Raw genomic sequence first — 22,914 nt, forward strand, 5'->3', positions numbered from 1 at the left:
ATTTCAGCAAAATTTCGTACTTTTGACATCGCAAGCTTTTTTGCGATTCCCCCAATTTTCACTTTTTCGCGGTGGTTGGGGGAATTCTGTTTCCCAATATCAAAGATACAAAATTCTAATGAATTATTAATCAATTTGTTAGAAAAGTTTTCAACATTTCCCGACTGCCCCTAATATAATCCTGCCGCAAACGCCACAAACGGCGGGTTAGGGTAATCCTCTTTGCTGTAGGCCAAAGGCTGTCCATCGCTGATGCGCATCACCTTGCCGCCTGAGGCACTGAGAATGGCATCGGCGGCGGCGGTGTCCCATTCCTTGGTCTTGCTGTAGCATACATACACGTCGGCACTGCTTTCGGCGAGGCGGGCAAATTTCAGGCTGCTGCCGCATGAATCGATGAGCAAATCGGAATGTTCGGGGCGAAGATGCTTGTCGATGTAATCGTCTACTTCCTGAGTGCGGTGCGAGCGGCTGACCAAAACCGTGAAAGGCCTTTCTGCATTCGGTTTGTGTGCTTTTTTCCAAATTTCACAATCCATAAGTCCATAAGTCAAATAGTCTAATTGTCTAAAAGCCCTATTGTCATGAACCATCGCAACTTTTCTTACACCTTTATTATTAATGGCATACCACAGCGTATCGGAAACAGGCGCATAAATCACGCCCAAAACGGGTCTTGCATTATCAATAAGCGCAATGTTCACGGTAAATTCTCCGTTTCGGTTGACAAATTCCTGAGTACCGTCCAAAGGATCGACGAGCCAATATTTAGAGAATTGCGAACGGTCGTCGGGCATATCCTCTTCGCTGACAAATGGCAAATTGCTAGTTTTCAGCATTTCCTTAATGAGATTACTGGCGTGCAAATCGGCTTGCGTGACGGGCGAATCATCGCTTTTCACATACACATCGAAAGGCGTGGCATACACCTCCATGATGATTTTTCCAGCTTCGAGGGCGGCATTGATGGCCAATGATAACAAAGTTTCCATGAGGGCAAAGGTAGGAATTTTTTTGTTTCTGGCTTTTGGTTGTTACTATTAGCTTTTAACCATTAGACATTGTCTTGCCAATAGCCAAAAGTAAAAATTATCTATCTGATTTTCAATAAAGTAAAAAAATAATTACAAAAAAGTTTCTTTTGTGCGCTTTTATTCTACTAATTTTGCGCCCACAAAACCCACACAAATGGCAAAGAATTTAGTAATCGTCGAGTCACCAGCCAAGGCTAAAACCATCGAAGGTTTCCTTGGAAAAGAATATACGGTGAAGTCAAGCTACGGACATGTCCGTGATTTAAACAAGAACACGCTTAGTGTCAATATAGAAAAGGATTTTGAACCTGAATACGAAATCAGCGACGACAAGAAGGCCTTGGTCGCCGAACTGAAGAAGTTAGCCAAGAGCGCCGAAACGGTGTGGCTCGCATCCGATGAGGACCGTGAGGGAGAATCCATTTCATGGCATCTTTATGAGACCCTTGGTTTGAAAGGCAAGAATACGAAACGTATTGTCTTCCACGAAATTACAAAGACTGCCATTCTGAACGCTATCGAAAATCCACGTACCATTGATATGGATTTGGTGGCTGCTCAGCAGGCTCGCCGCGTGCTCGACCGCCTTGTCGGTTACGAATTGTCGCCATTGTTGTGGAAAAAGGTTAAGCCGTCGTTGTCGGCTGGTCGCGTGCAGTCGGTGGCCGTGCGCCTCATCGTTGAACGCGAAGAGGAAATCAAGAATTTCGTGCAGACCAGCGCCTACCGCGTCACCGCACAATTCATGTTCAAGAAAGACGGGCTGGATTACAATATCGCAGCCGAACTTCCAACCCGTTTCGATACTGAAGCCGAAGCCCGCAAGTTCGTGGAATCGTGCGTCAAGGCTTCCTATCAGGTCGACAACATCGAAAAGAAGCCCGCTTCGAGATATCCGGCACCGCCTTTCACCACTTCAACCCTGCAACAGGAAGCCGCCAGAAAACTCGGTTTTTCGGTTGCCAACACCATGCGCATTGCCCAGCAGCTCTACGAATCAGGTAAAATCACTTATATGCGTACCGACTCCGTGAACCTTTCGAACCTTGCCCTCGGCATGGCCAAAAAGGAAATCGCTGCCAATTACGGTGAAGAATATGTGAAGACCCGTCAATATCAGACCAAGACCAAAGGTGCCCAGGAAGCGCACGAAGCTATCCGCCCGACTTATCTGGACCAGCACACCATTAAAGGCACTGCCGATGAACGTCGTCTGTACGAACTGATTTGGAAACGTACCATCGCTTCGCAAATGGCTGATGCACAGTTGGAAAGAACCAATGTAAACATCGCCGTTTCAAGTTCCGACAAACAGTTTGTCGCCACAGGTGAAGTCATTCTGTTCGAAGGTTTTCTGAAAGTCTACATGGAAAGTTTCGATGACGACCGCAACGAAGACAGCGCTGCCATTTTGCCACCAATCGAAATCGGCATGCCTCTCGACCTCGACAAGATGGAGGCCCAGCAACGCTACACACGCCATCCGTTGCGCTACACCGAAGCCAGTCTGGTCAAGAAAATGGAAGACCTCGGCATTGGCCGTCCTTCAACCTACGCGCCGACCATTTCCACCATTCAGAAACGTGAATACGTGGCCAAAGGCGATGTGAAGGGCGAAATGCAATCCTATAAAATTATCACGCTGAAAAACGACAAGGTCAGCGAGAAGACTGGAAAAGAGACTTACGGCACCGAAAAGGGTCGTCTGTTGCCTACCGACATCGGCGTTTTGGTCAACAAGTTCCTGTTGCAATATTTTGAAAGCATCATCGACTATAATTTCACTGCCAACGTGGAAAAGGAATTCGATAAAATCGAAGAAGGTCAGCGCGAATGGAATGCCATGATTAAGGAATTCTATCAAGGTTTCCATACGCAAATCGTCTCCACGACCGAAAATTCGGGCAAGTTCAGCGGCGAAAAACTCCTTGGCCTCGATCCTGCTTCTGGAAAGAAAGTATATGTGAAAGTTGGTCGTTTTGGTCCAGTAGCTCAAATCGGCGATACCGATGCTGACGAAAAACCGCGTTTTGCCGGTTTAAAGAAGGATATGAGCATCGAAAGCGTGACTTTGGAAGAAGTGCTCAAGCTGTTTGAGTTCCCACGCACATTGGGCGAATTTGAAGGCAAGGAAGTCAGCGTGTCCATTGGCCGTTTCGGTCCTTACATCAAGCACAACAGCGCATTTTTCAGTCTCGCCAAGACCGACGACCCGAACATGGTTGATTTGGAACGCGCCATCGAAATCATCAATGAAAAACGCCAGAAAGACCTGCAAAGTATCATCCGCACCTTCGACAACGATCCTGACATGCGCGTGCTGAATGGCCGTTTCGGTCCTTATATCTCTTACAAGAAGAGCAATTATAAGATTCCGAAGACCACCGACCCGGCAACTCTTACCTACGAAGACTGCCTGAAGATTGTGGAAGACCCTGCCAACGCACCGAAAAAGAAGGTGGCGAAGAAGAAATAAAGACGAGTTTTTTGGTATGAATTTTGAATTATCCTATCTTTGCAAATCAAATAATCACATAAAACACCTCAATCAATGGAGAAAAAAGAATTACTGAAAGAAGTTGTCGAACACATCGACATTAAGAGCTACGACTCAACCGAACTGATTAACGCCATGCGCAAGATGTCGTTCACTTCACGCGACACCGCCCGCGCTGCCGATATCCTGATGATGATGTGCCAGGAAAAGACCTGCACCAACATCCTCACCATCGCCGGTTCAACCTCAGCCGCCGGCTGCATGCAGGTTTACGTCGACATGGTACGCAACAAGATGGTCGACGTCGTCGTTTCGACAGGTGCTTCCATCATCGACATGGATCTGTTCGAAGCTCTTGGCTTCAAGCACTATATCGGCGAAAAGGAAAACGTCATTCCTGACACCACCCTTCGCGAACTTTACATCGACCGCATCTACGACACCTATATCGACGAAGAGCAGCTTCAGGCTTGCGACAACGCCACTTACGAACTGTCGAACATGCTCGAACCACGCCCATATTCATCACGCGAATTCATCTGGAACCTCGGCAAATGGCTTCACGATGGCCGTTACGTGAAGAAAGACAGCCTCATCCAGACTTGCTACGAATGTGGCGTGCCGATTTTCTGCCCTGCTTTCAGCGATTCATCAGCTGGCTTCGGCATCGGCAAACACCAGTGGGAACGCACCCACAAAGGCGAAAAATATGTCAGCATCGACTCAGTCCGCGATTTCATCGAACTGACCGAAATCAAGATGCAGGCTCCTGAAACTGGTTTGTTCATGGTCGGTGGCGGCACTCCTAAGAACTTCGCTCAGGATACCGTCGTTTGCGCCGAAATCCTCGGTTACGATGTTCCAATGCACAAATATGCCATCCAAATCACCGTGGCCGATGTGCGCGATGGCGCTTGTTCATCATCAACGCTGCTCGAAGCTGGTTCATGGGGAAAGGTGAGCGAAAAGCTCCAGCAGATGGTCTATGCCGAAGGCACAACCGTCATCCCGCTGATTGCTTCCTACGTCTACCACAACGGCCCATGGCAGGAAAGAGAGTACAAGAACTGGCAGAAGATTTACCAGAAATAAAAATATCCAAGATGAAATGAAAAAGCGTAGCGGAATCGTTCTGCTGCGCTTTTTTTATCGGTATATAGAATTCGAAACAGGGAAATCTCCTATACGATTTCGATTTTAGTCATACTTCCCACATGCCGACAAACTATCATGATCAGAAATGATTTCTAAAACAAAGAAACAAATGTCTTTGCGTCAGCGTCTTTCATGACCATGATTTTGCTTTCGGGACGAAACTCAAACGGTACATAGCGGAACACTTGCGCAGCCGCAAACTGGTTGTCTTTCGACCGTATGACGCGCATACGCACATTGCCATCGCATTGCGCCTTCATTTGCTTGATGCCGTTCAGATTTTTGTTTTCCAACGACTGTTTCAGACTTGCAAAATCATCGGCACCATAATAATAATCGTGGCAGCATGTGACGGAATTGGTCGGCGTGTAAAACCATTTTTTTGATTGCCAGATGATTTGGAAAGCACCGTAACAAACCAGTACGATGCCGACAAAAATCATAGCGTATGCTAATAATGTGTTTGCACTCATTTTCTGAATGATGAACAAGGCAATGCCCACTACGCAGGCAACGATGCCCAAGGCCAAAGCCGAAACGTTTGTTTTTCTTTCCAGACCTTCGATTTCGTATTTGTTGATGTCCGGGATATTGTTGATTTCAGTTGTCATTTTTATGTGTATTTATTGGTTGATAGTTTGGCTACTGGCTATCGGCTTTTAGCTACTGGCTTGGCTGTTCATCAAATAACGGTTTTTACTTTGTTTAGATGAAATACTAAGCCAGAAGCCAGCGACTAATAGCCAGAAGCCATTTAAAATCTAAGGCAACATGTGTAATGTCACCGATTAGTGAATTCAAAATACGTTTTTCTGGAAACCGCTAAATCAGGAGGCGTCTCAGCCGGATGATGTTACAATCCTTCGGGAACGCAACTAAATGGGTGATGGATTTGCGGCTCAGCTTGAACGAATTTGGCGTGCGGGCCGAAATCAAAGTGACGAAATGAACGGTATGGTTTGAATTGGTTCGGTTTCTTTCCGTCAGGTTGCGTAAGCTTGAAACAGGCAGCACGTTGGCCACTTCCTGCTGAACGGCGTTCCGCTGACTTGCCGTAGCATTGTAAAGCGACATTCGGGCGGCTTCGATATTGTCGGCGATGACAGATGTCTGCTTGTCGTTCAATTCATTGGTCGAAACTGACGAATTTCCAGTGCATCCGCAAAAGCAGAACAACAACAGAAACAATATGATGCCTTTTATTTTCATGCAAACCTATTTCGATACAAAAATAGAAATTATTCCAATTTGGTTCATTTTTTTGTCACAAAACTTTCAAAACTATGGCAAAATCTGAAATAATACTAATAACGGCGCACAACTGTGCCGCCGTTGGAAGCGTGCCAGTTGGCCGCTTCCTTACCAAAAGAAAAAGTTTTGTACAGGTTTTGATAGTTTTGTGAAACCTATCTCCGGCGGTTTCTCCGTCCACGGCCTTCAACGATTCTCGAGAACTTGTTCTTCGACCGTTTCATCTTTGAGAACGAAGTGACGGTTCCAGCCTTAGGTCCTTTCAGGCTCAAAATATGAGAACGCGCCGCCACGAAGCCATTTTCATCGGTATCATCAATCTTGCCGAACTTGTTCTTCTTGGAAGCGAAAATGATGACATTGTCGACAAACCAGCTGTTGACGTAGGCACCTTCACCCGTATAGTAAAGGCAGAAATACTCCGATTTGCTCGGCCATTCCTCCATGTCGAAAGTCAGCAGATACTGGCTTTGGACGACGCTGCCGGTTATCGTGTCTTCCCAAATGCTTTCCCACGATTCGCCGTCCTGCGAAATGCCAATGCCGATTTGTACGTTCAAGGTGCCCGCCGTCGCTTCCAGGCAATGATTAAACTGAAAGTTGATGAAATCGTATTTTTCCAATTCCACAATTGGCGTGATGAGCCGCGTTGTGCCGACAAAATTGTAATCGGGCGACATCTGCATTTCGCGTGCCTTGCCGCCGGCATTGACGGTGTTTGAGATATACCAGACCGCCCAATTGTCGCCTTTCACATCCCAGCCTTCCTCAAGCCAAGGGTTGAAAAAGCCCTCGCACAACACCACATCACCCCGCTGCGCAAACAGCGGCGCAAAGGCAAACAATGCGATGATGATGAGCAATCGGCTTTTCATAGAGGGCAAAATTAGGAAATGTTTCGATTGGTTGAGAAAAAACTCGCACTTTGCACAGACTAATTATGTACTTTTGCCTCATAAAGCACAAAAATCATGGCAGCAAAAGAGAAAACAGCGTTTTTTTGCAAGGAATGTGGCAACGAATCGCCCAAATGGTTCGGCAAATGTCCGGCCTGCGGCGCATGGAACACTTGCATGGAAGAAACCGTCGTGACGGGAAAAGACAGCAAATCGGTGCGGAAAAACATCGGTTCGGATTTGATACAGACGCTTCCCGTTCCCATTCAAGACATCACCAATGCCAAGGAACAACGCATCATCTTGCCTTACGAGGAACTGAACCGCGTGCTTGGCGGCGGCCTGGTGTTAGGCTCGCTTACCTTGGTCGGCGGTGAACCTGGCATTGGAAAATCGACCTTGCTTTTGCAGACGGCCTTGCAACTTGCTGATAAAAAGGTGCTTTACATTTCGGGCGAGGAAAGCCAGACACAAATCAAGATGCGTGCCGACCGCATCGGCATCAACAACGAAAACTGCTTCATCCTCACCGAGACCAACACACAGGAAATACTGAAACATTTCAAGGCTGTGAATCCCGACATCGTAGTCATCGACTCCATTCAGACCTTGGAATCGCCTTATATTGACGCAACGGCGGGCAGTCTGACGCAAATCCGCGAGACCGCCGCCGAGATGAACAAAATAGCCAAAGCCTATCAGGTGCCGGTTTTCCTCATCGGGCATATCACCAAGGACGGCAGCATTGCCGGACCAAAGATTTTGGAACATATTGTCGATACCGTCTTGCAATTTGAGGGCGACCGCCATTATGGTTTTCGCATCTTGCGCACCATCAAGAACCGCTTCGGTTCCTCATCGGAATTGGGCATTTTCGAAATGAATGCCAACGGTTTGCGCGAAGTGACAAATCCAAGCGAAATCCTCCTTTCGCAACGCGATGAGGAAGTGAGTGGCATTGCCATTGCTGCCACTATGGAAGGTCAGCGCACCATGCTCATCGAGACGCAGGCTTTGGTGAGCACGGCGGCCTACGGCACGCCGCAACGCTCGGCAACCGGTTTCGACATCCGCCGCCTGAACATGCTGCTTGCCGTGTTGGAGAAACGCGCAGGTTTCCGCCTTTCCACGAAAGATGTCTTCCTTAACATTGCCGGCGGCTTGCGTGTCGATGACCCGGCCATCGACATGGCTGTGGTGGCTGCGGTTTTGTCGTCGAATGCCGACATCCCGATTCCATCTGGTTACACGTTTGCTGCTGAAATTGGTCTTTCGGGCGAAGTCCGTGCCGTCACGCGCATCGATTCCCGCATTGCCGAAGCCGACAAGTTGGGCTTTGAGAAAATCTTCATTTCGAAATACAACGCCAAAGGCTTGGACACCAGCCGTTTCCATATCGCCATTGTGCCAGTGGCCACGGTTTATGAATTGGCGGGAGAGCTGTTTGGGTAAAATAACGAGAGATGTTACGCGCAACGTCGCTACACCGATACTTCTTCCGTAAGTCTTATTTTTTACGCGTTACGGAACAAATATAGTGTGATACTTCTTCCTTAACTCGATTTTTTTTAGCGTTACGGAAGAAGTATCGAATGATAGAGAAAGGCAAATATAATTAGAAAAACATTGTTTGTAACTAAAAAATAGTTACATTTGCCGCCAGAAAATGATTTATGGGAACTATTGACAAACTAATAGAGAGATTTAAAAGTCTTCCAACAGATTTCACTTTCAGTGAGTTGGAAAGGCTTCTTAGATATTTCGGTTATGAAAAATACGAGAAAGGGAAAACATCTGGTTCGCGAATAATATTTAAAAATACAGAGGGTTCTCCTATTATGATTCATAAGCCTCATCCCGGAAATATTGTAAAAGGATATGCTCTCAAACAGATTTTAGAAGAATTAAAACAAAAAGGTCTCATTTAATAATCGAAAAATGAACACATTATCATATAAAGGCTTTATCGGTTCCGTCAGTTTTTCGGAAAAAGACGGAGTTTTCTTTGGAAAAATCGAAGGTATTGATGGCATGGTCAACTTTGAAGGTGAAAGTGTGAATGAACTTACAAACGCTTTTCACGAAGCTGTTGACGATTACCTTGACTATTGTAAGGATATGGGCATTGAGGCTCACAAAAGCTACACTGGCGTTTTGAACATCAGAATCAACCCTGAAACACACAGCCGTATTGCTGTAATCGCCAAGCAGACAGGTGTTTCCATCAATGCTTTTATTAAGGCTGCATTGGAAAAAGAGGTTTCCTTAAACTGATTGTCTGAAATGGAAAACGAAAAAATCATTTTAGGCATCGACCCGGGCACCATGGTGATGGGCTACGGACTTATCAAGGAGCAAGGCAAGAAGATGGAACTCATGCAAATGGGCGTCATCAATCTGAAGAAACTGGAAAACCAGGCTCTGAAACTGAAGAGAATCTTCGAGCGCATTTTGGAAATCATCAACGAATATCATCCCGATGAGCTGGCCATCGAAGCACCATTTTTCGGGAAAAACGTGCAGTCGATGCTGAAATTGGGCCGTGCGCAAGGCGTGGCCATGGCCGCCGCCCTTTACCGCGACATTCCGATTTTTGAGTATTCGCCCAAGACCATCAAGCAGACCATTACGGGCAACGGCAACGCCTCGAAGGAACAGGTAGCCAAAATGCTGCAACTGATGCTGAAATTCGACGAAAACCCTGACTTTTTCGATGCCACCGACGCCGTCGGCGCCGCTGTCTGTCATGCCATCGACAAGGGAAAGGATGTGAACTACACCAAGCACACCACAGAGAAAGCCAAGGCCTCGCGTAAGCCCGACTGGAGCAAATTCATCGCCGAAAACCCGGATAGGGTGAAGAGATGATTAAGCATATTATGAAGCCATTGTATAAGTAGTTGCGCAAAATTAGTTTACATTCTGAATCTACGGTTATGGGTGATTCGGACTTTTAGACTATTTGACATTTAGACTTTTTGGACTGTACAGACATAATACTGGATAAGTTCAGTATGACGCATCTCTACCGATAACTGATAACTGAAAACCGATAACCAATTCATGTTGCAATTTAATTTTGAACAGTTACTTATCAAATTATAAACTTCATTCCAATTCCTTCCAAGTCAGTCCTTTCAAATCCTTGCGGTTAGGCGAAAACAGACTCACAAGATAGCCCACCGCCACTGAGACCATCATGCCGATACAGCCATAAAGCAGTAAGTTGAGGTTGGTGAAATATTTCACGCAGAAGACCGCCACGATGCCGCAAACAAAACCTGTCAAAGCCGACTTTGCATCAATGCGCGGGAAGAAAATGCCCATCAGGAAGAGGCCGCCCAAGCCCGAGGACAACAAGCCTAAGATTTCCTGGAAGAAATCGAGCAGGGAATAAATGCTCCAAGTTGCCATCAGTAAGGCCAAGCCCACACCGATAATGCCCGAAATCACACAAGCCCAACGCGCCACTTTAAGCATTTCATTGTCAGTGGTCTGAACACGCCAACGTTTGTAGAAATCGACGGAAAAAGCTGTGGCAATGGAATTGATGTTGGATGAAATCGTCGACATGGTGGCCGCAAAAATGGCCGCAATCAGCAAACCTGCTACACCAGCCGGCAACTGGCTCATCATAAAAAATGGAAATATGGCATCGGTCTTGGTCATGGAGATATCCAAATCAGCCGGATGGGTCTTGAAGAAAGTGTAAAGACCTGCGCCAATGGCAAAGAAAGCGATGGAAATCACGGCACTCATCACACCATTGAGCAGAATGCTATGCGAGGCGCTTTTCTCGTTTTTTGTGGTCAGGTAACGCTGAATCACCGTCTGGTCGGAGGTGTAGGAAATCAGGTTGTTGGCGATACCGCCCAAAACGACAACCCAAAACGTGGCTTTCGTGAAATCGAAACTCCAATCGACCAGTTTCAGTTTTTCATCCGCCATGGCAATATCGACAAAACCGCCGAAACCACCTTCTGTGGAGAAAATCAGATAAGCCGCCGAAACTAAAGCGCCACCCACCAAGATGATACCTTGTACCACATCGCCCCAAATGACGGCTTCCACGCCGCCCATAGTGCAATAAATGATGGTAATCACGCCCATCAAGGCAATGCAGACCCAAATGTTGATGCCCGTCACGGCAGTCAAAGCCAAGGAAGGCAGATAAAGCACAAGTGCCATTCGGGCCACCATGAAGATGATGAAGACCGCGCTTGCCATCAGGCGGACAGCACCACTGAAACGATGTTCAAGATATTCGTAGGCCGTAGTTACATTCAGTCGCCTGAAAAACGGCAAATAGTATTTGATGACCGGAAAGCTCACCAACAGAATGGTGATGAGCATCGGATAATAAGTCCAATTGGTAGCGTAAGCCTTGGCTGGATAAGCCATATAGGTGATGGCGCTCAGCATGGTAGCGTAAATGCTGATGCCCGCCGCCCACCAAGGAATACGGCCTCCGCCTTTGAAGAAATCGTCGCCGCCTTTTTCTTTGCGCATGAAATAATAGCCCAAAAGCAACATGCCGGCCAGATAGACAATCAGTACCAACCAATTCAGCCAACCAAACGATTTTTTGCTTTCCAAACTGACCAGTGAAACCTCGTTGGAACGGATGCCAGGCTTGCTCTCGCCGCCAATCACAAGCCAACCATTCTGATATGGAACTATGGCTGCACCTGCCTTGGCCAATTGCGGAAACGAGCCGTTTTCAAACCAAGTGTCAGTGAGCGTGTGATACACCAAAATCTTGTCGTTAAACTGATACCATTCAGCAGGATGCGACATATAATCGTGATGACTTTCACTCAATTTTCCGTTGATGGCCGCCTTAAAAATCCGGGCGTTTATGCCACCAAAGAAAACCAGATGCGAACCGCCCGAAACGGAACAGACCGCCCCAATCAGCGCACGAGACTCACCATCGGCATCAGCAAGAATGGGAGCCGTTTCCGACCAAAGGCCAGTCTTCAAATCGAGGCGCAATCCGTTGTGATGAACGACACCTTCACGACTTTCGGTCGGAGCGGCATAACCGCCCATCAGGTAAAGGTTCGGATTGCCGGCATTGCTCTGAACCGCCATGCAAGGCTGCAAACGGAAGTCGCCGGGAAAACATGGCATTTCATCCCACGATTCACCTTTTATTAAAGCCTCAACATTGATTTTGAATACACGATTTGAGCCAATGCCATCACTTTGTCCGCCAGCCACATAAATCATATTTTCCGACAAGCAGCCAGCCATGTTATCCAAAGCCACAGGCAAAGATGACAAGGCTGTAATTTTCAATCCTTCATTATGAAAACTGATGAGAAAAACATCGCTCAGACTATGGTTTCCATCGTTTCCGCCGAGGCAAATCAAGCCTTGTGGTGTGGAAACGCTCACGCCATAGGCCACGGTTTTTGGCAGTTTCCCGATGGATTTCCAGTTTTCGTTGTCTTTAAAAGCGTTTTCAAGGAGATAAATGTCGTCGTAAAAGACTTTTTCGCCGCCCTCGGCAGCAGGAACATTTGGAAAATTGCAGCCGCCTGCAACGATTATCTTTCCATCAACAACTCCTGCGAAATGCCCCGAAAGACCTCGCCCGCCACTGACTGACAATGGCGATAACATATTGAGGTTCATTTTGTTAATGTCAGTGTCTTTGCCAAAAGCAATCACTGATATCAAGAGTGTCAGGATTAAGAATAATCGTCGCATAAATTTTATTTATTACACTTATTAAAGAAATCGATGGCTTCAAGTTCCTGTTTCATAGCCTTTTCCTCTTCATCGGTCATGTTTTGGAATGGCGTGCGGTTCAGGCCCAAATCCAAGCCCAGAAGTTTCATGATACGTTTGCCAGCCACGATGTTGCCACGGTAATGGCAAATCACATTAATCACATCTTGGGCGTAGTTCTGCAACTCCCTCGCCTTGGCCAAATCGCCGTTTTTCCAAGCCTCGATGATGCCGACCAAGCAACGACCATTGTAGTTGGAAGTGCCGCAAATGCCACCTTGCGTGCCGCACATTTCCAACGAAGCCAGAATGGTCTCGTCCTGACCGTGAAGCATATCGAAACGGCCATTCTTGTAAAGCATACATTGGTTGAATTCATACAGGCTTTCAAACGTATATTTCACGCCGGCAAAATTCGCGATGCGGCCATCGACGGCTTCCAGAAACTTCACCATAGGCAGATAGGCATTGTTGAAAGCAGGAATGTGATAATAATAGAACGGCAGTTCGGGTGCGCCGCAAGCGATTTCCTCGCAATATTTCACCAATTCCTCCACGCGGTTGATTTTCGGGAAAGGCGTAGCCATGGCGCCAATGCCCCAGGCACCGATTTTCTGAGCGTGTTCGGCCAGCATCTTGCTGTTGCGGGCGCAGCAACTGCCCACATGAACGATGACCTTGAAGCCTTCGGGCGCAGCTTTCACCCAAGTCTCGGCCAACTTCATGCGCTCGTCTTCGGTGAGCATGTAACCTTCGCCAGATGAACCGTTTACAAAAACGCCTTTCAGTCCGTTGCGCTGCAACAAAGCGGCATATTCGGGAATAATATCGTAATTCACGTCTCCATTTTCCTTGAAAGGTGTAAACGGAGCATCTATCAAACCTATGATTTTCTGCATGATTTTGTCTTTTTGAAATTTTCGGGCAAAGATAAAGTTTTTCAGCATCGTATTTAGCCAAAACATTTAAAGTATAATTGCTTTTTTGCAAGAGTGGATTAAATAACTATATTTGCCTCGTTAAAAACATATATCATGAAAGCAAAACGGCTTATTTTTTTGATTTTGGCACTTGCTCAATACATTCCGATGCAAGCGCAATATGATGGGTTAATTGTCAAAATGGATTATTTTGACCCAGACGCTCCAAAGTACCATAGGCATGTTGAAATGTTATATGACATATTCAAGGATTGTTATTGGCTGACTGTTTCCACCACAAAGACTACGCTTAGCGAAGGTTCCACAAAAGTTGTAGATGATGTTGCCAAAACAAGGCATTATCATTGGTCGAAAACCACAACTGATACCATCGTTAGCCTTACCAAAGAAGATTTCAACGAACTTGCTGGTGATTGTTATAAGTCGGCATTAAAACTTATAACGGGAAAAATGAGGACTTCTGATTCTGAATTTGTTGGTTGGGCGGGGCCTACACTTGACTTGTCAATAGAAAATGGGACAGTAAAGATGGAGTTTTCATTTGAGTGTCCAATATGTCCCCAGGACAATTGTTATGAGGAGCAGTTTCGGGGTGTTCTTGCAAGGATTCTCTCTCAAGGTGGTCTTGATAGCGAGAAAATGCTGGGAACTTGCGGAAAAAAATGATGAGAATGACTCTTTTTTGGAACACTGAGTTTATAGTAAGTATTCCGTAATATTGCGGAAGCAAATTTCATCGACATGACAAAGGAAGAAGCATTAAAGTTAATAACCGCTGTCGAAAAACAATATAAAGGTTTCAAAGATGGTGGAGAATCGTTTCTTATCGGAATGACAAATGAGTTTTATCTGTTAAGAGAGAACGACCAACAAGATTTTTGTTCTTTTCTGATTGATGAAATTGAATACGACCGTTTTAACTTGTGTTCTTTGTCAATATGTTTGTTTAAGAAAATAGGCAAGCCGAAGGATGCTGTGGAAATTATTGGCATATTCAAGCGAAACAGAATGACAAAAACAATAGAGTGGAAAGTGTCTGTTGTTGAATTGCTAATTTCTTTGGATTATTTGGATGAGGATTTCTTTTATAGTATTGTAAATGAAGATTTTATAAAATGCCAAGAAAAGTTGTATTATATTATAGTTCAGTATTGCGCTAAAACACCTTTAAAAGGCATTCCTTTGTTGTCAGATTATTATTTAAAGAATCTGCTCCATCCAGATTTTGTTGACTTCTTAACAATAAGAATCGGTTATTTGTATGCTGTTTTCATCAAAAATGAGTTTTCATATTTATCGTCTTTGATAGATGCCTTATTCGAAAAGAATAAAAGAATATGTAGATATTTCGTGCTTATTTCAATTGATTTCCTTGAAAATGATTTGTCAAAAAATTGTTCAAGTCAACTATCTCAAAAAGGTTTATCATATTTATACAGTATGAAAGAGAAATGCAAATGAGCATTTTAAAGGGAAAAAGCATTTGTAGAATTTACAAGCAAATTTCATCGACATGAAAAAACTGTGTCTAATCATCGTTTTATTGTTGCCTTTGCTGCTGAAGGCGCAACCCGTTAAAGTGGCTTGCGTGGGCAACAGCGTCACCTTCGGCTATGGCTTGGAAAATCCTGAAAAGGAGAGTTATCCCGTTCAGTTACAACAACTTTTGGGCGAAAACTATTTGGTGAAAAACTTCGGAAAAAGCGGTGCAACGCTTTTGAGGGAAGGTCACAGACCTTACAACGAACAGGAGGAATACAAAAACGCCATTGCCTTTGCAGGCGACATTGTTGTCATTCATCTTGGCCTTAACGACACCGACCCTCGCGACTGGCCGAATTATGGCGATGACTTCATCAAAGACTATCTTACTTTGATTCAGGATTTTAGAACGGTAAATCCAAACTGCAAAATCTACATTTGCCGCATGACGCCTATCGGTCACAACCATTGGCGCTTTAAGTCGGGGACAAGAGACTGGTATTGGAAAATCCAGCATTGCATCGAAACCGTGGTTGAGCAAGCCGACTGCCAACTGATTGATTTGCAGGAAATACTTTATCATCGCCCCGACCTTTTCCCTGATGCCCTGCATCCGACGAAAGAAGGTGCCGGCATCATTGCGCAGCAAGTCTATGAAGCCATCACGGGCGATTTCGGGGGCTTACAAATGCCTGATTTCTATTCCGATAACATGATTTTGCAGCGCGATATTCCTTTGACAATCAGCGGAAAGGCAAATGCTGGCGACCAGATTTCAGTGCTGCTGCGCAAACCTGAAAAAAGAAAGGCGAAGGAAATACAAACGCAACAGGCCACGGCGGAAAAAGATGGCCGTTGGAGCGTAACGCTCAACCCGACAGCGGCAGGGACAAATTACACTTTGACGATTCGGTGTCTCACTTCGACAAGCTCAGTGAGCAACGAAATCACCTATAAAAACATTGCTTTCGGTGAAGTCTGGCTTTGCTCGGGCCAATCGAACATGGTTTTTCGTGTCGACCAAAGCATTGAAGATGAGCAAAATGAAATCAAGGCTTATCTTGCCACAAATCCTGACATCCGCCTTTTCAATGAAAAATGCAATTGGCTGACCAACGAATACGAATGGCCTGAAACGGCTTTGGATTCCGTCAACCGGCTGATGCACTTTGCACCTGCCAAATGGGAGAAGTGCAATGGGCAAAACGTCACGGAGTTTTCTGCTGTCGCTTTCCAATTCGGCAAAATGCTTTCCGATAGTCTGAATGTCCCCATCGGATTGATTCTGAATGCCGTAGGCGGTTCTCCTGCCGAATCCTGGATTGACCGCAGGACCTTGGAATTTGAATTTCCCGACATGCTTTACAATTGGAAAGACAGCGATTTCATCCAGCAATGGGTACGCGACCGCACCAAAAAGAACATCGCCAAATCGGCAAACAAGTTGCAACGCCATCCTTACGAGCCTTGCTATCTGTTCGAGTCGGGCATTTTGCCGCTGCAAGGCTGCGCCATCAAGGGCGTGATTTGGTATCAGGGCGAATCGAATGCGCACAACATCGAGACGCACGAAAAGCTGTTTCCGCTTTTGGTGCAAAGCTGGCGCAATTGTTTTGGCGAAAATTTGCCTTTCTATTTTGTGCAACTGTCGAGCCACGACAGACCGAGTTGGCCAGCTTTCCGCAACAGTCAGCGGCTGTTAATGAGCAAATTGGAAAATACGGGCATGGCCGTTTGCAGCGATTTCGGCGACAAATACGATGTGCATCCGCGCCACAAGAAAGCCGTCGGACAACGCCTCGCCCGCTGGGCTTTGCACGATTTGTATGGCTTCGATGTGGTTTCGTCAGGACCGCTTTTCAAATCCATTGAAATGAAAGACAACGCCATTTTCATCAGTTTCGACTACGCTGAAGGCCTTCACGCAAGCGACGGCAAAGCCTTGCGCACTTTCGAGATTGCCGAACAAGAAGGACAATTTGTCCCCGCAAATGCGGAAATCGTTGGAAATCAGGTAAAAGTTTGGAACGACAGCATCCAAAATCCGCGCTTCGTGCGCTATGGTTGGCAACCTACAACCGATGCCAATCTGGTCAATGGCGATGGATTACCGGCTTCGACGTTTTGCGAACATGGATATAAAAACTAACAGAAATTCATTTTCTATAACCATCCGCGTCACCCAACTTCATTTCAATCTTTGTTTTTGGAAACCAAATTGTTATGTTGGTTCTATCGGCCTCTTTGGTCAATAAAAATTTAAAATTGAAAATAAATAAACGATTGCAAATCAGCGGTAATGAACTGATAGATGACGAACACAATCAGAGCAACGACGAAAACCATCAGCGGAAGCGGCATCTTGGCAAACCAAATGCGGTAGCGGCGCTTGAAGTTTTCGGGCAGCCAGTGGATAATCATGCCTAAGACAATGAGGCCGAACACGTAACGGTAATTGTAGGCAATATCGGGAATGACTTTCAAATTCCAGTGGCTTCCAATCTGGTTGACCATGTTTTTGGCTGTGTTCCAAGCCGTTTCGTTAGCTTCGGCTGGGTCGAGGTTCGAACCTGAACGGAAAAACAGTCGCGTAAAGGTGATGAAAGTGAAGGTTTGGAAAATTGCCCAGGCATCTTGCAACCATTGCATCGTTTTTTTACCATGCAACAGATTGTAAATCAATCTGATAATGTTGCCTATGAAAATAATGGCAATCCAAACGAAGAACATGTTGAACACCGGTCGTGGAACATAATAGCAAAGCGCACCCAAAACGATTGTCAGCATGAAGACGACCAAGGTTCTTGTGTAAACCGTCCAGTCTTTCCAGAACTTGTAGACAATCATGCCGATGCCGTTCAAGCCGCCCCAAATCATGAAATTCCAGCTTGCGCCATGCCAAAGACCGCCTAGCAGCATGGTATCCATCGAGTTGAGGTTGGTCGTGATTTTGCGGCGTTTTTCGGGTTTTTCAATCGCCACAATGCCGATGATTCCCGTCAAAAGCAAGACAATGGCCGCTACCCAAAAGCTTCCCGAAAGGATTGTCCCAATGGCTGCAATGGAGAAAATGCAGGCGTAGGTGCCAAATGAAGCGTTGCGGTTGCCGCCCAGCGGAATGTAGAGATAATCCTGCAACCATTTGGAAAGCGAAATGTGCCAGCGTTTCCAAAACTCGCCTGGATTTTTGGCTTTGTAAGGCGAATTGAAGTTTTTCGGCAGATAGAAACCCATCAGCATGGCAACGCCGATGGCGATGTCGGTATAGCCTGAGAAGTCGGCATAGACTTGGAGGGAATAACCGAACAATGCCGTGAGGTTCTCAAAACCAGAATATAGCAACGGATTCTCAAACACGCGGTCGATGAAATTGATGGCGATGTAGTCACTCAGCACGATTTTCTTCACCAAGCCGTTCATAATCCAAAAGACGGCGATGCCAAACTGGGTACGACTCAGGAAATACTTCTTGTGCAGCTGCGGAATGAACTCATTGGCCCTCACGATTGGACCGGCCACCAACTGCGGGAAGAAACTGATGTAGAAGCCGAAATCGAGGATATTCTTCACAGGTTCAATGCGTTTTCGGTAGACGTCCATCACATAACTAATGGCCTGGAAAGTGAAGAACGAAATGCCCACAGGCAACAAAATGGCATCGACATTGAAGCGGTTGCTGTTCGTGATTTCGTTGCCAATCCATGAGAAAACATCGAAGACTGCGAAATGGGTTCCGAATATGTTGTTCACCACATCGGTGAAGAAATAAGCATACTTGAAATAACACAAAGTCAGCAAGTTGACAATGATGCTTAGGGCTAACACCGCATTTCGGCTCCAGTCCTTCTTCCGCGAATAGATCCATTTCCCGGCAAAGAAATTATAGATGACCGTGAAAATCAGAATCAGAGTGAACAGGCCGCTGGTCTTGTAATAGAAGAACAAGCTGACGAAAAACAGGAAACTGTTGCGCAGCAGAGTCTTGTTCTTGAAGAGGCAGAATATCGCAAAAACGATGGCAAAGAATGCCCAAAAATAGAATTGGGTGAACAAAAGCGGATGCTCCTTATCAAACGAAAAGAGGTTTTGAATGAAATTGAGCGCTATGTCGGGAAATGTCAACATGTCATTTTTTCTTTGCAGTTAAGCGGAGATGCTCCATATATCTTTCAATCAGTGCGTTATACAGCAAATCGCCCATTAATTCATAACCGGCATTCGTGAAGTGCACCTTGTCTTTTTGGGCCAGTTTTTCGTTTTGCCATTTTTGCATCGATTTCAGGCCGCCCATAATGTCAAATTGGTCCCAAACGGCAGCGTTATATTTCCTGCCCATCTCGTTAACGGCAATTTCAACAAGCAAGCCGTTGGTATTCACCTGATACTTTTTCTTTTTCACCTTCCTGAAACTGTCGTTGTTGCTCATGAAAAGTAAGGCACAATCGGGATTGACACGCTGTATGATTTCAATCAGCTGGGCATAATTGCTTTTGAAAGTATCCTTGTCGAAATCCTTTTCCGAAGCGTCGTTGATGCCGATGCCGAAAATAATCAGGTCGGGCTTGATCAGTTCCAAGTCGCGCTCGAAATCATCACAACGCAAATAGGAAGGCACGCTTGCGCCATTCACGCCCACGCCATGCACATTGATGCCCGGCATACCGTTTTCAAGCAAAATGCCCGTAATGGTGAACTCGCCCGGAACGGAATCGAAACAGATGCAGACGGAATCGGTGAGGCGCGGCAAAGTGAAGGCAAATGTCGACAAATCTTCATCGTATTTCCCTTGTATTGTGGTGCCATCGATGCTCACAATGGGAGCCGTGTCGTCGGTGTCGGAAAAACCGAGGATTGTCACCTTGTTGAACACAAATTGGGGCGTGCGTGATGAAGCCCTTCTTGCACGCGAAATGATGCTTACCGAAGCGTTCTCATCGCTTGTGGTAATGGCCGCGCCTGCCAAGCCCATGCGTTTGTCGGTTTCCTTTCGGACTGCATTTCGCGAATACGACCAATCGCCTGAATAGCGTACAATATAGTGAGACGGATTGTTGGTTCCGCCAGCCGAAAAAGGAAACACAAAATACTGTCCGCCAATCAAATCGGGAGCAATTTCCAAAAGGTTATCGCGGAACTGCTGCGTGAAAACGCCAGCCTGAACGTGAGAGCCGCCAATGTGCATGATGTTCAGATTACCTTGCCCCATAAACACAACGGAATCCATTTTTTGGAAAAAGCGCTCCATGGCAAGGCTGTCGCCCGGATATTGGATGTGGTTGCGCTCAAAGTTGGCAAAACCATATTCCGGCAAAGGCCGCATCAATGGCTTTGTTTGGGCTGATGCCGTCAAAATACTGAAAAACAATAATATGACTAATGAAAGTCTTCTCATTGTTTCACTTTTTTGAAAGGTTGGTAAGTCGGAATCTGATAGCGCAAGGCTGGCGGCAAATTGTCAGCTTCGCGTTTTACGTATTCTGAAACAATCTTATGCGGCACTCTTTGACGCAGTTTGTAGAAATCGTAATATGTGGTGAACGATTTCGCCAAATCGGCACCGATTTCCTGTGCGCCCGTAAATGTAAAATGCACATAATCAGGTCCAGCCAAGGCTGGGCTGTGTTTCACCCATTGTGCCATCGAGCCTTCGCCGCCCATCACGTGGAACATGTCCCAATAGGCCACGCCATTGCGCAAAGCCATGGCACGCAGCGAATCGTTCAGCTCGGGCAAGCCTTTCCAAGTGCCCATTACACCATTGTAGCTCTTGCCCATATCAGCGGGACCGATGAACAAAAACGTAGCATTTGGTGCGGCTGATTTCACATAACCAATCTGTTTTTCAAGTTCCTGCATATAAGCTGCAATGGATTTGCTGGTCGTGATGCCCGGCATACGGTTGCCGCCGAATTGCAGGATAATCATCTTGGTGTCAAGCAGTTCGTAGGATTGTTTCAAAAGTTGCTGGTTGATGCGGGTGAAAATGGTTCCCGAACAGCCCCTCAACGGCACATTGTCGAGAGCGACACCTGGGTTGCCATCGAGCAAAATGCCGTAGATTTCGGCATTGCCGCGCATCGTAATGGTACCTTTCCTGACATTGGCGGGCAAGTCCCAAGTGACAAGCGAAACGCTGTCGTTGGCATCAAGCACCTTTGGCTCGGTAGAAATCGTGTCGCATTTCAGCGAAGCGGTAAAGCCTTGGCTGTTACGTCCGAGCAAAACCGACACTTTCGACATTTGCTTCACATTGTCAAGCGCCTGGGAATGATTCGATTGCGAAAATGAAATGCTGCCTTCGCCATTGATTTGCCCGAATTGCGTCATCACGCCGTAGCGGTTGTGTGAGGCTTTGCGCGAAGTGGAATCGCCGATGATGGCATAACGCGAAACACCCGATGCACGCTGCGAAACGGAAATGGTTGGGACAGTCTGGATAGCCGGAATCATGTTCGGGCCTGAACCGCCAAACAGTTCCTGCAATTTCTGACGGAAAACCGAAGAAATGCGGTCCATCTCGATTTGCGAATCGCCATAGTGCATAATGCGATATATTTTACCATTTTCGCGGGCACTTTCAAACAAGGCGAAAATCGAGTCAAAGTATTCATAATCATCGCCTGGCAGATAAATTCGGTTTGGATTTTCGGTCAAGTAATCACGGAAAAAGCAAAGGCTGTCTTTCAACGATTCCGACTGTTTCATCTCAAAACTTTCATTGACGCTTTCGAGAACGGCATCAACGTCAACCTCTTTTTCTTCGCCAGCTTGAGCCTGGGCGTAGGATGGAAAGCGCAAATTCATGTTGCCGATTTTTATACCTTCGGCAGGAAAAAGCCACCAGGCAATTCCAAACAAGGCAAAGACTGCCAAAATAAACAATAAGGTGCGGTATGATTTCATAGTTTCTTCTTGATTATGAGTTTCTGACCATCACGGATTTTGTCGCTCTTCAAATGATTCCATTTTTTGAGATCATTGACGCTTACATGGTACTTGTGAGCGATTTTTGTCAACGTGTCGCCTTTTTTTACAGTGTATTTTTGAGTTTTAACTTCTTGTTTATCAGATTTTTTTTCAGCAACAGGCTGCTTTATTTCAGCAGGTTTGCTTTCTACCAACGCAGATGTGTCGAGTTTTGTGTCGGTTACTTCAGCGATAGGCTCTGCCACCAAACGGTCTTCCGAACTATAAACATAAAAGCAAGCCATGAAATCGGGTATGATTTTTGATTCAGGCAGCATTTTCTGATGATATAAATCCCACAAATCGAGATATTTATCACTTTTCATCAAGGCATGATGAAGTGCCGTCGGACTGTTGGCGTAGGCCAAAATGCAAAACCACCAGTTCTGATATTGCTCGTGCAAGTCGCACAAATAATCCAAAACCGCTTTTGTGGAAGCCTCGACAGAAAACCTTTCGTCCTGATTTTCATCGACTTCCAAGCCATAACGCAAAGCAACCAAAGTAGGCATTGCCCATACGCCGCAACGGTCGCCATTGGTGTATTTCCTTTGCATGGAACTCAACGCAACGGGTAGATACTTAATGCCGTCCGGCATATTGCGTTTGTCCAGTTCTGCTTCAAAAATGCTGTCGTATTTTAGGAAATCGGCGGCAAGCGGTTTCGAGTAAAAAGTCTTTATTTTAGTGGCCAAAACATCATCATAAGGAAGGGGCAATTCTTTCGTGGCAAGTCTGGAAAGGCGCCGTTCAATTGTCGTTGAGTCGGCATTTCGGGCACAAGCTTCGCCGACGAGTGCCAAAAGCCCCGCGATGATTATTGGTAAAAACTTTATTTTCAACAAGATGCGTCTCAAAACAAATCCCTTGAATTGAAGCGGCAAAGGTACGAAAAAGTTTTGTCGGTTTTTATTTATTAGAAGTATTGGTAATTGCAAAGCAATCAAAAATCACTT

19 protein-coding genes are annotated in these 22,914 nt (G+C 45.9%); 9 read left to right on the top strand and 10 right to left on the bottom strand.

Annotation, left to right across the window (positions count from 1 at the left end; genetic code table 11):
• Window positions 1–170: 170 nt before the first annotated feature.
• Window positions 171–992, bottom strand: a complete 822-nt coding sequence (gene cysQ, locus AC06MN_RS14770; RefSeq protein ID WP_475673141.1) for a 3'(2'),5'-bisphosphate nucleotidase CysQ — start codon at window positions 990–992, stop codon at window positions 171–173.
• A gap of 196 nt (window positions 993–1,188) precedes the next feature.
• On the opposite strand from cysQ, the gene topA reads away from it, so the two are divergent.
• Together topA and AC06MN_RS14780 are read left to right on the top strand one after the other, a co-directional pair.
• Window positions 1,189–3,510, top strand: coding sequence for a type I DNA topoisomerase (gene topA, locus AC06MN_RS14775; RefSeq protein WP_475673142.1), 2,322 nt, complete (start codon window positions 1,189–1,191; stop codon window positions 3,508–3,510).
• Window positions 3,511–3,585: 75 nt separating this feature from the next.
• Window positions 3,586–4,623, top strand: a complete 1,038-nt coding sequence (locus AC06MN_RS14780; RefSeq protein ID WP_475673143.1) for a 1,9-bis(guanidino)-5-aza-nonane synthase — start codon at window positions 3,586–3,588, stop codon at window positions 4,621–4,623.
• A 155-nt stretch (window positions 4,624–4,778) separates the two neighbouring features.
• On the opposite strand, the gene AC06MN_RS14785 is transcribed toward AC06MN_RS14780, so the two are convergent.
• From AC06MN_RS14785 to AC06MN_RS14795, 3 genes are all read right to left on the bottom strand, one after another.
• Window positions 4,779–5,297, bottom strand: coding sequence for a hypothetical protein (locus AC06MN_RS14785; RefSeq protein WP_475673144.1), 519 nt, complete (start codon window positions 5,295–5,297; stop codon window positions 4,779–4,781).
• Between the two features lie 211 nt (window positions 5,298–5,508).
• Window positions 5,509–5,895 carry a hypothetical protein gene (locus tag AC06MN_RS14790; RefSeq protein ID WP_475673145.1) on the bottom strand — a complete coding sequence of 129 codons (387 nt, stop codon included), beginning with the start codon at window positions 5,893–5,895 and terminating at the stop codon, window positions 5,509–5,511.
• A 197-nt stretch (window positions 5,896–6,092) separates the two neighbouring features.
• Window positions 6,093–6,812, bottom strand: a complete 720-nt coding sequence (locus AC06MN_RS14795; RefSeq protein WP_475673146.1) for a hypothetical protein — start codon at window positions 6,810–6,812, stop codon at window positions 6,093–6,095.
• A 96-nt stretch (window positions 6,813–6,908) separates the two neighbouring features.
• Between AC06MN_RS14795 and radA the strand changes: the two genes are divergently transcribed.
• From radA to ruvC, 4 genes are all read left to right on the top strand, one after another.
• Window positions 6,909–8,285 carry a DNA repair protein RadA gene (radA, locus tag AC06MN_RS14800; RefSeq protein ID WP_475673147.1) on the top strand — a complete coding sequence of 459 codons (1,377 nt, stop codon included), beginning with the start codon at window positions 6,909–6,911 and terminating at the stop codon, window positions 8,283–8,285.
• 221 nt (window positions 8,286–8,506) lie between these two features.
• A complete protein-coding gene (locus tag AC06MN_RS14805; RefSeq protein WP_475673148.1) occupies window positions 8,507–8,761 on the top strand; it encodes a type II toxin-antitoxin system HicA family toxin in 255 nt (84 codons plus the stop codon).
• Between the two features lie 10 nt (window positions 8,762–8,771).
• Complete coding sequence (locus AC06MN_RS14810) at window positions 8,772–9,107, top strand: type II toxin-antitoxin system HicB family antitoxin (protein ID WP_475673149.1); 336 nt, start codon at window positions 8,772–8,774, stop codon at window positions 9,105–9,107.
• On the top strand, window positions 9,108–9,701 hold the full coding sequence (gene ruvC / locus AC06MN_RS14815) for a crossover junction endodeoxyribonuclease RuvC (RefSeq protein WP_475673150.1): 594 nt from the start codon (window positions 9,108–9,110) through the stop codon (window positions 9,699–9,701).
• A gap of 240 nt (window positions 9,702–9,941) precedes the next feature.
• Here the strand turns inward: ruvC and AC06MN_RS14820 are convergent, their stop codons facing one another.
• A complete protein-coding gene (locus AC06MN_RS14820) occupies window positions 9,942–12,461 on the bottom strand; it encodes a sodium:solute symporter family protein (RefSeq protein ID WP_475673151.1) in 2,520 nt (839 codons plus the stop codon).
• 92 nt (window positions 12,462–12,553) lie between these two features.
• Entirely contained in the window at window positions 12,554–13,468 is a 915-nt protein-coding gene (locus tag AC06MN_RS14825) for a dihydrodipicolinate synthase family protein (RefSeq protein ID WP_475673152.1), read from the bottom strand.
• 135 nt (window positions 13,469–13,603) lie between these two features.
• On the opposite strand from AC06MN_RS14825, the gene AC06MN_RS14830 reads away from it, so the two are divergent.
• The 3 genes from AC06MN_RS14830 (at window position 13,604) to AC06MN_RS14840 (ending at window position 17,141) form a co-directional block, all read left to right on the top strand.
• The gene (locus AC06MN_RS14830) at window positions 13,604–14,176 is read left to right on the top strand and encodes a hypothetical protein (RefSeq protein WP_475673153.1); all 573 of its coding nucleotides are present in this window, start codon (window positions 13,604–13,606) and stop codon (window positions 14,174–14,176) included.
• A 75-nt stretch (window positions 14,177–14,251) separates the two neighbouring features.
• On the top strand, window positions 14,252–14,971 hold the full coding sequence (locus AC06MN_RS14835; protein ID WP_475673154.1) for a hypothetical protein: 720 nt from the start codon (window positions 14,252–14,254) through the stop codon (window positions 14,969–14,971).
• Between the two features lie 52 nt (window positions 14,972–15,023).
• The gene (locus AC06MN_RS14840) at window positions 15,024–17,141 is read left to right on the top strand and encodes a GDSL-type esterase/lipase family protein (protein WP_475673155.1); all 2,118 of its coding nucleotides are present in this window, start codon (window positions 15,024–15,026) and stop codon (window positions 17,139–17,141) included.
• A 110-nt stretch (window positions 17,142–17,251) separates the two neighbouring features.
• Here AC06MN_RS14840 and AC06MN_RS14845 read toward each other — a convergent pair whose 3' ends face one another.
• The 4 genes from AC06MN_RS14845 to AC06MN_RS14860 are packed head-to-tail and all read right to left on the bottom strand — an operon-like array spanning window position 17,252 to window position 22,815.
• On the bottom strand, window positions 17,252–19,117 hold the full coding sequence (locus AC06MN_RS14845; RefSeq protein ID WP_475673156.1) for an MBOAT family O-acyltransferase: 1,866 nt from the start codon (window positions 19,115–19,117) through the stop codon (window positions 17,252–17,254).
• A 1-nt stretch (window position 19,118) separates the two neighbouring features.
• The gene (locus AC06MN_RS14850; RefSeq protein WP_475673157.1) at window positions 19,119–20,384 is read right to left on the bottom strand and encodes a GDSL-type esterase/lipase family protein; all 1,266 of its coding nucleotides are present in this window, start codon (window positions 20,382–20,384) and stop codon (window positions 19,119–19,121) included.
• Window positions 20,381–21,895 carry a GDSL-type esterase/lipase family protein gene (locus AC06MN_RS14855; protein ID WP_475673158.1) on the bottom strand — a complete coding sequence of 505 codons (1,515 nt, stop codon included), beginning with the start codon at window positions 21,893–21,895 and terminating at the stop codon, window positions 20,381–20,383. Before AC06MN_RS14855 ends, AC06MN_RS14850 begins: the two co-directional genes overlap by 4 nt.
• Window positions 21,892–22,815 carry a lytic transglycosylase gene (locus AC06MN_RS14860; protein ID WP_475673159.1) on the bottom strand — a complete coding sequence of 308 codons (924 nt, stop codon included), beginning with the start codon at window positions 22,813–22,815 and terminating at the stop codon, window positions 21,892–21,894. The genes AC06MN_RS14855 and AC06MN_RS14860 overlap by 4 nt, the downstream gene beginning before the upstream one ends.
• Window positions 22,816–22,914 lie beyond the last annotated feature (99 nt).

This window comes from Candidatus Limimorpha sp., assembly GCF_056203535.1.

What these genes read in the sequence shown, in the direction of transcription:
- AC06MN_RS14780 (WP_475673143.1), top strand. Translation starts at nt 3,586, where the DNA reads ATGGAGAAAAAAGAATTACTGAAAGAAGTTGTCGAACACATCGACATT.
- cysQ (WP_475673141.1), bottom strand. Translation starts at nt 992, where the DNA reads ATGGAAACTTTGTTATCATTGGCCATCAATGCCGCCCTCGAAGCTGGA.
- AC06MN_RS14840 (WP_475673155.1), top strand. Translation starts at nt 15,024, where the DNA reads ATGAAAAAACTGTGTCTAATCATCGTTTTATTGTTGCCTTTGCTGCTG.
- AC06MN_RS14810 (WP_475673149.1), top strand. Translation starts at nt 8,772, where the DNA reads ATGAACACATTATCATATAAAGGCTTTATCGGTTCCGTCAGTTTTTCG.
- AC06MN_RS14845 (WP_475673156.1), bottom strand. Translation starts at nt 19,117, where the DNA reads ATGTTGACATTTCCCGACATAGCGCTCAATTTCATTCAAAACCTCTTT.
- AC06MN_RS14795 (WP_475673146.1), bottom strand. Translation starts at nt 6,812, where the DNA reads ATGAAAAGCCGATTGCTCATCATCATCGCATTGTTTGCCTTTGCGCCG.
- radA (WP_475673147.1), top strand. Translation starts at nt 6,909, where the DNA reads ATGGCAGCAAAAGAGAAAACAGCGTTTTTTTGCAAGGAATGTGGCAAC.
- AC06MN_RS14835 (WP_475673154.1), top strand. Translation starts at nt 14,252, where the DNA reads ATGACAAAGGAAGAAGCATTAAAGTTAATAACCGCTGTCGAAAAACAA.
- AC06MN_RS14805 (WP_475673148.1), top strand. Translation starts at nt 8,507, where the DNA reads ATGGGAACTATTGACAAACTAATAGAGAGATTTAAAAGTCTTCCAACA.
- AC06MN_RS14830 (WP_475673153.1), top strand. Translation starts at nt 13,604, where the DNA reads ATGAAAGCAAAACGGCTTATTTTTTTGATTTTGGCACTTGCTCAATAC.
- AC06MN_RS14850 (WP_475673157.1), bottom strand. Translation starts at nt 20,384, where the DNA reads ATGAGAAGACTTTCATTAGTCATATTATTGTTTTTCAGTATTTTGACG.
- topA (WP_475673142.1), top strand. Translation starts at nt 1,189, where the DNA reads ATGGCAAAGAATTTAGTAATCGTCGAGTCACCAGCCAAGGCTAAAACC.
- AC06MN_RS14790 (WP_475673145.1), bottom strand. Translation starts at nt 5,895, where the DNA reads ATGAAAATAAAAGGCATCATATTGTTTCTGTTGTTGTTCTGCTTTTGC.
- AC06MN_RS14820 (WP_475673151.1), bottom strand. Translation starts at nt 12,461, where the DNA reads ATGTTATCGCCATTGTCAGTCAGTGGCGGGCGAGGTCTTTCGGGGCAT.
- AC06MN_RS14855 (WP_475673158.1), bottom strand. Translation starts at nt 21,895, where the DNA reads ATGAAATCATACCGCACCTTATTGTTTATTTTGGCAGTCTTTGCCTTG.
- AC06MN_RS14825 (WP_475673152.1), bottom strand. Translation starts at nt 13,468, where the DNA reads ATGCAGAAAATCATAGGTTTGATAGATGCTCCGTTTACACCTTTCAAG.
- AC06MN_RS14785 (WP_475673144.1), bottom strand. Translation starts at nt 5,297, where the DNA reads ATGACAACTGAAATCAACAATATCCCGGACATCAACAAATACGAAATC.